General features: G+C 72.7%; 11 protein-coding genes and 1 riboswitch. Of the genes, 1 reads left to right on the forward strand and 10 read right to left on the reverse strand.

Going from position 1 to position 12592, the window contains the following annotated elements:
- Positions 1-76 precede the first annotated feature (76 nt).
- The 10 genes from D1825_RS03540 to D1825_RS03585 form a co-directional block, all read right to left on the reverse strand.
- On the reverse strand, positions 77-1015 hold the full coding sequence (locus D1825_RS03540) for a universal stress protein (RefSeq protein WP_118766099.1): 939 nt from the start codon (positions 1013-1015) through the stop codon (positions 77-79).
- Positions 1016-1108: 93 nt separating this feature from the next.
- The gene (locus tag D1825_RS03545) at positions 1109-1651 is read right to left on the reverse strand and encodes an HNH endonuclease (protein WP_407643290.1); all 543 of its coding nucleotides are present in this window, start codon (positions 1649-1651) and stop codon (positions 1109-1111) included.
- Between the two features lie 163 nt (positions 1652-1814).
- Positions 1815-2615, reverse strand: coding sequence for a C40 family peptidase (locus D1825_RS03550; protein WP_118766091.1), 801 nt, complete (start codon positions 2613-2615; stop codon positions 1815-1817).
- A gap of 3 nt (positions 2616-2618) precedes the next feature.
- Positions 2619-2784, reverse strand: a riboswitch (cyclic di-AMP (ydaO/yuaA leader).
- Between the two features lie 351 nt (positions 2785-3135).
- A complete protein-coding gene (locus D1825_RS03555; RefSeq protein WP_118766092.1) occupies positions 3136-3837 on the reverse strand; it encodes a metal-dependent transcriptional regulator in 702 nt (233 codons plus the stop codon).
- Positions 3838-4056: 219 nt separating this feature from the next.
- Positions 4057-4821 carry a peptidase gene (locus D1825_RS03560; RefSeq protein WP_233549605.1) on the reverse strand — a complete coding sequence of 255 codons (765 nt, stop codon included), beginning with the start codon at positions 4819-4821 and terminating at the stop codon, positions 4057-4059.
- Between the two features lie 122 nt (positions 4822-4943).
- The gene (locus D1825_RS03565) at positions 4944-6740 is read right to left on the reverse strand and encodes a DUF4012 domain-containing protein (RefSeq protein WP_118766094.1); all 1797 of its coding nucleotides are present in this window, start codon (positions 6738-6740) and stop codon (positions 4944-4946) included.
- A gap of 69 nt (positions 6741-6809) precedes the next feature.
- Positions 6810-8132 carry an MFS transporter gene (locus tag D1825_RS03570; RefSeq protein ID WP_118766095.1) on the reverse strand — a complete coding sequence of 441 codons (1323 nt, stop codon included), beginning with the start codon at positions 8130-8132 and terminating at the stop codon, positions 6810-6812.
- Positions 8129-8548, reverse strand: coding sequence for a MarR family winged helix-turn-helix transcriptional regulator (locus tag D1825_RS03575; protein ID WP_118766096.1), 420 nt, complete (start codon positions 8546-8548; stop codon positions 8129-8131). The genes D1825_RS03570 and D1825_RS03575 overlap by 4 nt, the downstream gene beginning before the upstream one ends.
- A gap of 195 nt (positions 8549-8743) precedes the next feature.
- Positions 8744-10066 (reverse strand): UDP-glucose dehydrogenase family protein, encoded by a 1323-nt coding sequence (locus tag D1825_RS03580; RefSeq protein WP_118766097.1) that lies wholly within the window; start codon positions 10064-10066, stop codon positions 8744-8746.
- Between the two features lie 99 nt (positions 10067-10165).
- Positions 10166-11644: an NCS2 family permease gene (locus tag D1825_RS03585; RefSeq protein WP_118766098.1), complete on the reverse strand. Its 1479-nt coding sequence runs from the start codon at positions 11642-11644 to the stop codon at positions 10166-10168.
- A 158-nt stretch (positions 11645-11802) separates the two neighbouring features.
- Between D1825_RS03585 and D1825_RS03590 the strand changes: the two genes are divergently transcribed.
- Positions 11803-12411 carry an arsenate reductase/protein-tyrosine-phosphatase family protein gene (locus tag D1825_RS03590; protein ID WP_199721488.1) on the forward strand — a complete coding sequence of 203 codons (609 nt, stop codon included), beginning with the start codon at positions 11803-11805 and terminating at the stop codon, positions 12409-12411.
- Positions 12412-12592 lie beyond the last annotated feature (181 nt).

Consider the following 12592-nt stretch of genomic DNA (forward strand, 5'->3'; position numbering starts at 1 on the left):
CCCGCCCGGGGCAGGCCAGCGACGCCCGCCGCCGCGGGCAGTGCGTCAGGCGACGCCCGCCGCCGCGGGCGGTGCGTCAGGCGGCGCCGGCCGCCGCGGGGGCGCAGCGGTTGGTCACGATCATCACCGGGCACTGAGCGTGGTGCAGCACGGCCTGGCTCGTCGAGCCCAGCAGGAGCCCCGCGAACCCGCCGCGCCCGCGCGAGCCCAGCACGATCAGGTCGGTGGCCTCGGAGAACTCGGTGAGCAGCTCGGCGCCGGTGCCGTCGAGGGCGTGGCGCTTCACGGTGAGCTCGTGCCCCACGAGGGCCCGGTCGACGACGACGTTGAGGCCCTCCTCGAGGTCGCGCAGCACCTGCTCGTGGTCCACGGCGGCGGGCAGCCACGCCAGCACGCCGGTCATCGACGCCATGGGGACGCCGGCCACGGCCGTGAGGTCCGCCCCCCAGGCCTCGGCCTCGGTGATCGCGAACCGCAGCGCCCGCTCGGCCTGCTCGGAGCCGTCCACGCCGACGACGATGCGCCGCACCGGGCGCACGGGCGGCGGCTCGACGTCGTCGGGCAGCGCGTGGCCCGACGAGTCGCGCAGCGGGACGACGACCGTCGGGCAGTGCGCGTGCGCGGGCAGCGCCGAGGAGACCGTGCCGAGCAGCCGGTCGGCGAAGCCGCCCCGGCCCCGGGTGCCGACGACGGCGAGCCGCGCCTCGCGCGAGAGCTCGACGAGCACGCCCGCCGCGTCGCCGGTGTGCACCTTGGTCGTGATGGGGACGCCGTGGTGGGAGACGCGCGCCACGCCCTCGGCCAGGACCGCGCGCGCACCCTCCTGGATCGCCGTGTCGTCGAGCGCCGCGTAGCCCCCGTCGAGCGAGGCTGCCGTGAACGACGGCAGCGAGTACGAGCACACCAGGTGCAGCGACCAGCCGCGCACGGCCGCCTCGGCCGCGGCCCAGTCCAGCGCGTGCAGGCTGGGCGTCGAGCCGTCGACACCGACCAGGATCACGTCGTGCTGCGGCATGTCGCCCATGGCTGCTCCTTCGCACTCGTGCAGCCCTGCCACGTCATCGACGCGGGCGGCACGCTGCCCGTCCCCCTAGTGTCGCGCGCGGTCTCATGCGACGACATAGGCGGACCATAGCGGGTCCGCGCGGACCGCTCCGGAACCGAACGCGATCGACCACCGCGGCGCGCGCGGCGTGAACGGAAGCTCCCAGCCGAGCTCGTGCAGCAGGCGGTCGGCCTTGCGGTGGTTGCAGCGCACGCACGCGGCCACGACGTTGGCCCACTCGTGCCGCCCGCCCTTGGAGCGCGGGTGCACGTGGTCCACCGTGTCGGCGCCACCGCCGCAGTACGCGCAACGGTGCGAGTCACGCTGCAGCACCGTGCGGCGCGTCGGAGGAACCGGTCGGCGGACCGGCACGTGCACGTACCGCGTCAGCGAGATCACCACGGGCAGCGGCAGCTCGACGTGCGCGGAGTGCAGGGTGCGGCCGTCGGTCTCCAGGACGGTGGCCTTGCCGCACATCATGAGCAGCACGGCGCGGTGGACGCTCACGATGCACAAGGGTTCGAGGCTCGCGTTGAGCAGCAGCGTGCGGGCCTGGGCGGCGGGCGCCGGGAGCGGCGCGGCGATCTCGGGTACGACCTGTGTCAGCACGGCAGACTCCCGACCGGGAAGTCGGGCCGGCTGGCTGCCGGCCCGGCGGAGCGTAGATGCAGCGTGGTGCGCGACCAGAGTAACCACAGAGGCTGTCCGGAATGCGACGAGGCCCCGACGACACGTGTCGTCGGGGCCTCGTCGAGGAAGTGCGTGCTGGTCAGCCGACCCGCAGGAAGACCGGCGAGCGCTGCCAGATCCCACGGAACTGGATCGTCTTGCCCGGGCGGGGCGAGTCGATCTGCTGGTTGCCACCCGCGTAGATCGCGATGTGGCCCGGCGTCCAGATGAGGTCGCCCGGCTTGGCGTCGGCGCGCGAGATGACCGTGCCGACCGCGCGGATGCCGCCGGACGTGCGGGGCAGCGAGATACCGAGCTGCTTGAAGACGTAGGACACGAAGCCCGAGCAGTCGAACCCACCGGGGGCAGAGCCGCCCGAGACGTACGGGGTGCCGACGTAACGGGCCGCGACCTCGAGGACCGCGTTGCCCGAGACGGACTGCGGGACGGGGTTGTTCGCGACGTCGTCGTTGTCGTCGCTCGCGTCCGCGGTGCGGAGCGTGCTGCGCGAGACCGAGGGAGCCTGGACGACCGGGGCCTCGACGACCTTCTCGACGACCGGCTTCGGCTTGACGGCCTTGACGACCGGCGAGTCGATCGTCCACTTGGCGTCGGCCGGGGCACTGACGACCGGGCCGGAAGCCAGGACGGCCTTGGCCGAGGCGGTCAGTGCGTCGGTGTCGACGGCCGCGAGAGCACCGGTGACGGTGTCGTCGGTCGGGGCGGCGAATGCCGGCGCGCCCATCATCGAGACCACGAGGCCCGACGAGGCGGCGACGACGGCCGTGGCACGGCCGACGGTGCCGAGCTGGTCCGACGCGGCGGACGCCAGCTCGGTCAGCGGCGTTGACGGCCGCTTTGCTGCCCTGTGACGGGCGCGTGCGATGGTGCTCACGGTCACGCGAGTGCCTCTCCGTTACGCCTACGAGGTGAGCTGTCGGGTTCGGGTGGGAGAAACACCCGGCCTCGACGGCCGACCCGGAGGTCGTTCGTCGGGGCTTCACCCCAAGGACATCGAGACTTCCGATGCCCACAATTGGGTCCCCCGCCCCTGCCGGCGGTTCGTACGGACCTCGTGGCGGCGGCAGGGTTTGGCGTTCCGCTCGAGGGCTTCCGGGAGGAGGGGTTCCTAGAAGCAGGATGAACGTACCTGACGCCCGGCGGCATTGTCACGTTCCGATCACGAGAAAATGGCTGGGATCTGAACATTCGTCCGGGAGCAGGCGACGTGGCGCGCATCACTGCAGGTCAGGGCGCCGACACAGGCCTCGCCCAGCATTCACCCAGCCGGGTGACGCGCCCGAAGTCGTCACGACCCGGACACGCCGGGACGCTCCGCCCGACGAGAACGCCCCGTCGACCGCCCCACGGACGGCGAGACCCCCTGCGACCGAGGGCCGCAGGGGGTTCGGGAGCGGACGTCAGCGCGTGGTGACGAAGATGTGCCGGGCCACGTCGTCGGGCAGGTCCAGCACGGTCGCGGCACCGGGGGCGCCGACCGTCACGATGCCGGCACCACGCTCGACCGTGACCTCCGCGTTCGGGATCACGCCGGCCTCGGCCAGGCGCGTGAGCAGCTCCACGTCGACCTGCAGCGGCTCGGCGATCCGGGCCACGGTGGCGCGCCCGTCGGCCAGGCCCCCGCCGTCGAGCAGCGTGAGCACGGACGCGACGCCGTCGAGGAAGCCGATCCGCGTGGACTCCTCGCCGATCTCGCCCAGGCCGGGGATCGGGTTGCCGTAGGGGTCGAAGTGCGGGTGGTCGAGCAGCGCGGCGAGGCGCTTCTCGACGCGCTCGCTCATCACGTGCTCCCAGCGGCACGCCTCCTCGTGGACGTAGGGCCACTCCAGGCCCACGACGTCCGTGAGCAGGCGCTCGGCGAGGCGGTGCTTGCGCATGACGCGCACGGCCTTGCCGTGGCCGACCTCGGTCAGCTCGAGGTGCCGGTCGCCGGAGACGACGACGAGCCCGTCGCGCTCCATGCGCGCGACCGTCTGCGAGACCGTGGGACCCGAGTGGCCGAGGCGCTCGGCGATGCGGGCCCGCAGCGGGGTGATGCCTTCTTCGGTGAGCTCGTAGATCGTCTTCAGGTACATCTCGGTCGTGTCGATCAGGTCGCTCACCGCTGGCCTCCGCGTCGTGTCACCCGTGCCCGCCCCTGTGCCCGTCACAAGGCGTCGCGCGCGGGCAGGGCCCACGCGCGTGCACGTGGGCCCCAGGGTAGTTGCTCTGCCGCGACAAAGGGGCTCACCGCCGACGCGCACGGCGTGGGGCCGACGAGCACGACGACGCCCGCCGGTCCGCGGGTGCGGACGGGCGGGCGTCGGTCGGACTGCTCAGCCTCAGCTCTGGCCGGCGCGTCGCTGCCGGTTGACGAGCAGGACGACGATCAGGCCACCGCCGACGAGGATGCCGGCGCCGATCAGCAGCGGTGCGACGTTCGACCCCGTGGCGGCCACCTCGGGCGGCAGCGGGTTGTCGACGAGCACCTCGGTGTCGGGCGTCGTCGGGCTCGGCGACGGGGTGTTGACGAGCACCTGCGGCGGGTTCGTCAGGCACTTGGGGCTCGACGGCGGGTAGGCGACGTTGACCGTCATCTCCGGGTTGACCTGGAAGAGCACGGAGACGCTGGGGCGCACCCAGTCGAACTCGTCGCCCTCGACCCAGACGCCGTTCTCGAGGCGCCAGCCGGGCCAGTCGATGCCGCGGCCGCTCGCGTCCTGCACAGCGCCGGGCCACAGCACGGTGCCCTCTAGCGGCAGGTCCGCCTGGACCACGTCGGGACCGCTCGGGTTGACCCAGGTGATCGTGACCTTGGTGTTCGGCGAGCCGATGGCGACGACCTTGTACCGGAGCTTCGGGACCTCGTTGTCGCAGATCGGCGTGAGCACCTCGACGCGCAGCTCGCACGGCAGCTTGGTGCCGTACTCGTCCTCGCCGACGAGACAGCCGTAGACGGTGGGGCTGGGCGTGGGGGCGGCGGCGGACTGCGACGGTGTCGGGTCCGCGGCCCGGACGGCGCCGCTCGCCATGGCCTGCCCAGGCGCCAGCAGCATCAGGGCCAGCGCAGCAAGTGCTGCGAGGCCGACTTTGGCGATTCTGGCCATGACGTTCTCCCCCTGAGGGTGGTCGGATTGCGGTGGTTCGTGGCAATCCTCACCCCGCGCAAGCCGTAACAATAGCGGCGGATCGGGTGATTTCGGACAGTCAGCCACTCGATGGGCTGAATTCACCCAGTCGCGCACGACGCCCGGACGTAGCCCGTCGCGTGGACGGTCGGTGTCGTCCACACCTCGACGGCGCCGGCATGCACCGGGACGGTCATCGCGTAGCTCGTGCTGTCCCCGGGGGCCAGCACCGACGTCGCGACGAGCGCGTTGCGACCCGCCTCGGTGGCCGCGTCGCCCGCGACGAGCACCCCGTCCTGCGTGACCGCGTCGAGCGGCGCCCCGACCGGGGCGTAGAACACGACGCCCGTCGCGAGCGAGCCCGCCGGGACGGCCTCCGGCCGCGCACCGACCACGTACTGCGGCAGCGACGTGACGTCCTTGGGCGGGTCGTAGGTCAGCGTGACCGCCACGGCCGCCGTGGCGTCGTCGGGCGAGCACGTCACCGCGACGTCCGACGTGAGGTAGTAGTCGAGCTTGGCCTCGGTCGCGTCGTTGAGGAACACGCCGACGGCCGCGGGGTGGCCGCCCGAGAGGAACGCGCTGCCGAGCTCGGTGGTGCCGAGCACCGACTGCTCGTCCTCGTGCGCGGACCACACTCGGAACCGCCCCTCGCCCGAGGCGGCCGAGATCGCGTCGACGAGCCCCTGCGACGTGCCCGCTCCCCCGGTCAGCGCGCCGAAGATGCTGCCGGCCACCGAGGAGAACACCGCGTCGGCCGCGGCGCCGTTCTTGGCGTCGCGGTAGGTGTCGCGCAGCAGCAGCTGCAGGATCGAGTCCGCCCGCAGCGTGCTGCCGTCGGCCGCCTCGACCGGCCCGAGCGCGCCGAGCACGGCCTGGACCGCCACGGGGTCGGTCGCCACGACGCCGTCGACCGTGCCGTGCACGTCCGCCTCCCAGCGTGCGGTGATGAGCTCCGCGGCGCGCGGGAACTCGGGGGTCGCCACGGCGTTCTGGATCCACCGACCCAGGCGGTCGCCGTACAGGGTCTTCTCGGCGGCGGTGAGCGGCAGCACCGAGTCGTCGAGGCCGGGCAGGTCCGCGGTGCTGACCTGCCGACCCAGGCTCAGGTGACCGTCGTCGGCCTTGACCTCGATGATGCTGCCGACGATCCCGCCCGCGCTGCGCAGCTCGGCGGAGTTGAGCGCGAGCACCAGGTAGGTGCGGGGGCCGTCGGCCCCGAGCATCGGTGGCACGAGCTGCGCCGCCCGGTCGACGCCCGCCAGCAGGCTCGCCACCGTGGCGAGCCCGTCCTCGGCGTCGCGGACCGGACCCGAGAGCGGCCCGACGAGCGCATCGGTGTCGATCCCCGCGACGCTCGAGTGCGCGGCCGTCGCGACGGAGGAGGCCGCCGAGAGCCTCGGAGCCGCACCGGCGAGCGCCGCGACGTCGATCGAGCCGTCGTCCCGGCGCAGCGCGCTGCCCTGCACGAGGTCGCCCACGCTCTGCACCGCGGGCAGCGCCCGCTGCGTGACGTCGTCGAGCGCCGCCGAGACGGTGCTGACCGCGCGCAGCTGGTCGCCGACCCACGGGACGTGCTCGACGACCTGCCAGACCGGGTCCGACGACGCCTTGCGCGCCCGGGCCGTCGCGTCCTGCGCGGCCGGCAGCGCGGCGTCCAGCGCGTCGGCGTCGCGCGCGTCGACGCCGGACTCCACCGAGCTGACCACCGCGCGCGCGTCCATGAGCGCGCCGGTCGCCTGCACGGCACGGAACGCGACCCAGCCGGCGACAGCGACCAGCACCACGAGGACCAGCACGACCACGAGCGCGAAGCGCCGACCGGCCCGGCCACGGCGGCGCGCGGGCTCGTCCGTCGGCGGCGCCTCGCTCGTCGGGCCCTCGACCTGTGCACTCACGGGTCGATCGTCACATACCGGACATCGCGGACCCGCTGCTCGGGCCGGGATTCACCCGGCCGCCAGCGATCAGGCGGCGGAGACCTCGTCGGACACGTCCGCCGCGCCCACGCGCGCGACCTGCGCCTCGCGGCGCCGGTCGGGCAGGTAGGCCACGTCGAGGTGCGGCGCATGCAGGTGGTAGCGCACGCGCAGGCCCCAGGCCCGCCGCGCCCACAGGGCGGCACCGAGCGAGACGATGATCGCGGTGATCGAGCCGATGCCGATCGCCCAGCGCGGCCCGAACTCCTCGCCGATCCAGCCGACGATGGGCGAGCCGATGGGCGTCGCGCCGAGGAACACCATCATGTAGAGCGCCATGACCCGCCCGCGCACGGCCGGGTCGGTGCTCATCTGGATCGTCGAGTTCGCGGCGGTCATCATCGTCAGCGACGCGAGGCCGACCGGGATGCCCGCGAGCGCGTACGACGTGTACGTGGGCATGAGCGCCATCGCGCCGGTCGCGATGCCGAACGCGAAGGCCGAGCCGATGACCAGCCGCACGCGCGGCCGCTCCCGCCGCGCCGCGAGCAGCGCGCCGGTCAGCGAGCCGATCGCCAGGATCGAGCCGAGGATGCCGTACTCCCCCGCGCCCTTGCCGAACTCCGTGCGCGCCATCATGGCGCTGGTCAGCTGGAAGTTGAGGCCGAACGTCGAGACCACGCCGACGACGACCATGATGACGAGGATGTCGCTGCGCCCCCGGACGTACGCGACGCCCTCGCGGATCTGCCCCTTGGTCCGGGGTGCGCTCGGCATGGTGCGCAGCTCGGACGTTCGCATCCGGGTCAGCGAGAGGATCGTCGCGGCGAACGTGGCCGCGTTGATGACGAACACCCAGCCGATGCCGACTCCCGCGATGGCCAGGCCGGCGATGCCGGGGCCGATCAGACGCGCGGCGTTGAACGACGCACTGTTGAGGCCCACGGCGTTGGAGAGCTTGGAGGCGGGGACCAGCTCGGCCACGAACGTCTGGCGCACGGGCCCGTCGACCGCAGCGACGCAGCCGAGCAGCAGCGCGAACCCGTAGACCTGCCAGAGCTGGGCGTTGCCGAGCAGCACGAGCGCGCCGAGACCCGCGGCGAGCACGCCCTGCGCGACCTGCGTGGCCATGAGCAGCTTGCGCCGGTCCACGCGGTCCGCGAGAAGACCCGCGTACGGGGACAGCAGCAGCACCGGCGCGAACTGGAGCGCCGTGGTGATGCCGACGGCCACGCCCGACTCGTCGGACAGCTGCGTGAGCACGAGCCAGTCCTGGGCGACCCGCTGCATCCAGGTGCCGATGTTGGCGACCAGGGCGCCGGCGAACCAGAGCCGGTAGTTGCGGAACTTGAGGGAGTCGAACGTGCTCACGAGTCGGCGAGCCTCCGGAGGATCTCCGTGGCGGCGGCCAGGTGGGCCTGCTCGTCGGCGGTCAGGTTCTCGAGACGTGCCGCGAGCCACGTGTCCCGGCGTCGCCGGGTCTCCGTGATCTCGGCCCGGCCCTGGTCGGTCAGGCTCACGACGACCGCGCGGCCGTCGGTCGGGTGCGCGCCCTTGCTCACGAGCCCGTCGTCGGCCAGGCAGTTCACCGTGCGGGTCATCGATGGGGGTTGGATCCGCTCGAGCTCTGCCAGCTGGCCGGGCGTCAGCGGGCCGCGCTTCTCGATCCACAGCAGCACGGAGAACTGGTTGTCCGGCAGGCCCGCCTCGCCGCGCTCGGCGCGGATCCGCCGCGAGGCGCGCCCGACGGCGACACGCAGCTCGGAGGCGAAGGAGGGGATGGACATGTTGCTTACCCTAACTCATTACCTTAGGTAATGACACCCGGCCGCCAGCCACCCCTTCCCGGTCCCGCTGCCGAGCGCGGGTCTGGCGGCGCGAGCGCGCGTGGCGCGCCACGCGCGGTCGAGCCGTACTACCCGCGCTCGACGAGGTGAGACTGCGCGGGCGGCGGGGCGGCGTTGGGGAGTGGGGCGTGGGGGTTACGGGCGGCCGAGGGCTCGGTAGGTCCAGCCCGCCGCGCGCCACTGGCGCGGGTCGAGGACGTTGCGGCCGTCGAGGATCCGCTTGTGCGCGACGACGGCACCCAGCGCGTCGGGGTCGATCGTGCGGTACTCGTCCCACTCGGTGGCCAGGAGCACCACGTCGGCGTCCCGCGCGGCCTCGAGCGCGGTCTCGGCGAAGCGCAGGTCGGGCCACTTGGCGGCGGCGTTCGCGACGGCCTCGGGGTCGGTGACCGTGACGGTCGCGCCCTGCAGCTGCATCTGGGCCGCGACCGAGAGGGCGGGCGAGTCGCGCACGTCGTCGGAGTTGGGCTTGAACGCGGCACCCAGGACGGCGATCCGGCGGCCGACGATCGAGCCGTCGCACACCTCGCGCGCCAGGTCGACGACGCGCACGCGGCGGCGCATGTTCACCGAGTCGACCTCCTTGAGGAAGCCGAGGGCGTCGCTTACGCCGAGCTCGCCCGCACGGGCCATGAACGCACGGATGTCCTTGGGCAGGCAGCCGCCGCCGAAGCCGAGCCCGGCGTTGAGGAACCGGCGGCCGATGCGCGCGTCGTAGCCGATCGCGTCGGCGAGCGACGTGACGTCGGCGCCCGTCGCCTCGCACAGCTCGGCCATCGCGTTGATGAAGCTGATCTTGGTGGCCAGGAACGAGTTGGCTGCGACCTTGACGAGCTGCGCGGTCGCGTAGTCGGTCACGACGAGCGGGATGCCCTCGGACAGCGGCGTCGCGTAGACCTCGTCGAGCAGGGCGCGCGCACGGTTGCCGTCGGCGGTCGGCTCGCCGTCGACCGACTCCAGGCCGTAGACGAGGCGGTCCGGGTGCAGCGTGTCCTTGACCGCGAAGCCCTCGCGCAGGAACTCCGGGTTCCAGACGAGGCTCACGCCGGTGCCCGCGAGCCGCGCCGCGAGGTCCTCGGCGGTGCCGACCGGGACCGTCGACTTGCCGACCACCACGTCGCCGGGCGCCAGGAACGGCAGCAGCTCGGTGAACGCCGACTCGACGTAGGTGAGGTCGGCGCGGAACTCGCCGCGCTTCTGCGGCGTACCGACGCACAGGAAGTGCACCGTCGCGCCGGTGGCCGCGGACATGTCCGTGCTGAAGCTCAGGCGGCCGGTCGAGGAGGTCTCGGCGAGCAGCTCGGGCAGGCCGGGCTCGAAGAAGGGGGCCCGGGCGGCGCGCAGCGCGTCGACCTTGGCGGCGTCGACGTCCACGCCGACGACCTCGTGGCCGAGCTGAGCCATGGCCGCCGCGTGCACCGCACCCAGGTAGCCACATCCGATGACGCTGATCCGCACGGCCGTTCCTCCACTTGTTTGGGACCCGGTGAGCCTACCGGGGCCGGACACGCCCAAGGCCGGGACCGTCGTCGCGACGGGCCCGGCCTCGGTGAGAGGTCAGCCGATCCAGGTCTGGAGCGGGCCTCGGATGAAGTACAGGACGAAGAGCACGGAGATGACCCACATGAGCGGGTGGATCTTGCGGCCCTTGCCGACGACGACCTGCAGGAGGACGTAGAAGATGATCCCCGCGCCGATTCCGGCGGTGATCGAGTACGTGAACGGCATCAGGACGATGGCGAAGAACGCCGGGATGGCGACCTCGTAGCTCTTCCAGTCGATGCCCGTGACCTGCGTGACCATGAGGAAGCCGACGACGACCAGGGCCGGGGCGGCGGCCTCGGACGGGATGACGGCGACGAGCGGGGCGAGCAGCGTGGCGAGCAGGAAGGCCACACCGGTGACGACCGAGGCGAAGCCGGTCCGGGCGCCCTCGCCGACACCCGCGGCCGACTCGATGTAGCTCGTGTTGCTCGAGACGCCCGCGGCACCACCGGCTGCGGCGGCGATCGAGTCGACGATGAGGATCTGCTGCGTGCGCGGCGGGTTGCCCTTCTCGTCGAGCAGGCCGGCCTCGGACCCGACGGCCACCATGGTGCCCATCGTGTCGAAGAAGTCGGCGAGCAGCAGCGAGAACACCAGCAGGACGACCGAGACGACGCCGATCTTGCCGACGGCGCCGAACAGCGAGAAGTGCCCCAGCAGCGAGAAGTTCGGGGCGTCGACGATCTTGTCCGGCCAGTCCGGGACCGTCAGGCGGAAGCCCTGCGGGTTGGGCGTTCCGTCGGCGTTGAACGAGCCGCCGACCTTGGCGATCGCCTCGACGACGATCGCGACGACCGTGGTCGCGATGATCGAGATGAGGATCGCGCCGCGGACCTTCTTCACCATGAGGATGACCATGAGGATCAGGCCGATGACGAAGACGGCCAGCGGCCAGCTGGCGATCGAGCCGTTGATGCCGAGCTCGACGGGCGTGGCCTGACCGAGGGGGATGCGCACGAACCCGGCGTCGACGAAGCCGATGAACGCGATGAACAGGCCGATGCCGACGCTGATCGCGGTCTTCAGCGAGACCGGCACCGCGTTGAAGACCGCCTGCCGGAACCCGGTGAGCACGAGGATCAGGATCACGAGCCCCTCGAGCACGACGATGCCCATGGCGTCCTGCCAGGTCATGTCGGGCAGGAGCGCGATCGAGAACGCCACGACCGCGTTGAGGCCGAGGCCCGTGGCCAGCGCCAACGGGAAGTTGGCGACGACGCCCATGAGGATGGTCAGGAGGCCGGCGACGAGGGCCGTCGTGGCGGCGATCGTCGTCGGGGCGGCCAGGGCCGCACCCGTCGAGTCCTTGCCGCCGAGGATGATCGGGTTCAGTGCGATGATGTACGCCATCGTGAAGAACGTGACGAGACCGCCGCGGATCTCCGTGCCGATCGTCGAGCCGCGCTCGGTGATCTTGAAGTAGCGGTCGATCGGGTTGCTGGGTCGCGCGTCGCGCGGGGGTGCGGGGGGCACCTTCGAGGTCGAGGCCATGGCGCGAAGTGTGGCAGGTCGGTGTTTCACCTGTGTAGCCACGAACAGGTGTTGGTCACCACACCCACACCTCGCGGACGGGTGACAGGGCTGGTCCGAACGTGTTTCATCCCCCGTGAGTGCGCGACCGCCCAGCACCGCTCGGCAGAATGGCGGCCATGACCCCACCCGTCCCACTGCGCGTGCTCGTCGTGTGCACCGGCAACATCTGCCGGTCGCCCGCGGTCGAGCGCCTGCTCGCGGCGGGGCTGGGCGGGACGTTCCGTGGCCAGGGGGCCGGGGGGCTCACGCCCGCGATCGAGGTGTCCTCGGCGGGCGCGGGCGCCGTGGTCGGGGCCGCGATGACCGACGAGATGGCCGACCTCGTCAGCGCGAACGGCGGCGCCGTCACCGGCTTCGAGGCGCGCCAGCTCACCGCGGAGATGATCGCCTCGGCCGACGTGGTGCTGACCGCGACGCGGCGTCACCGCTCGTCGGTCGTCGAGCTCGTCCCCGCCGCCGTGCGCCGCACCTTCACGCTGCGCGAGTTCGCGCGGCTCGCGGCGACGGTCGAGTCCGCGGAGCTGCCGGGCGCCGGGTCGACGACGGCCGACCGGCTGGCCGCGCTCATCCCGCTGGCGACGGCCCGGCGCGGCTCGGTCCGGCCCAAGCAGGCGGCCGACGACGACGTCGTCGACCCCTACGGCGGCGGCGGGGCCCTCTACGCGACGTCGTTCGCGCAGCTCGAGCCGGCGGTGCGGACGATCGTGTCGACCGTCCGCCTGTAGGTCAGCGCTAGACCACCAGCAGCGAGAACCCGCCCGCGCCGTACCCGGCCACCTCCATGTCGAGGTCGGTGCGACGCACGTAGGCCGGCACCCAGGTCGCGACGTCGGCCGGCAGGGGGTCGCCCGGCTGGTAGACCCGGTCGAGGCGCACGTGCGGGGCGTCCTCCGCGTTGAACAGCGA

The organism is Cellulomonas rhizosphaerae, assembly GCF_003470205.1.
Lineage (GTDB): Bacteria > Actinomycetota > Actinomycetes > Actinomycetales > Cellulomonadaceae > Cellulomonas > Cellulomonas rhizosphaerae.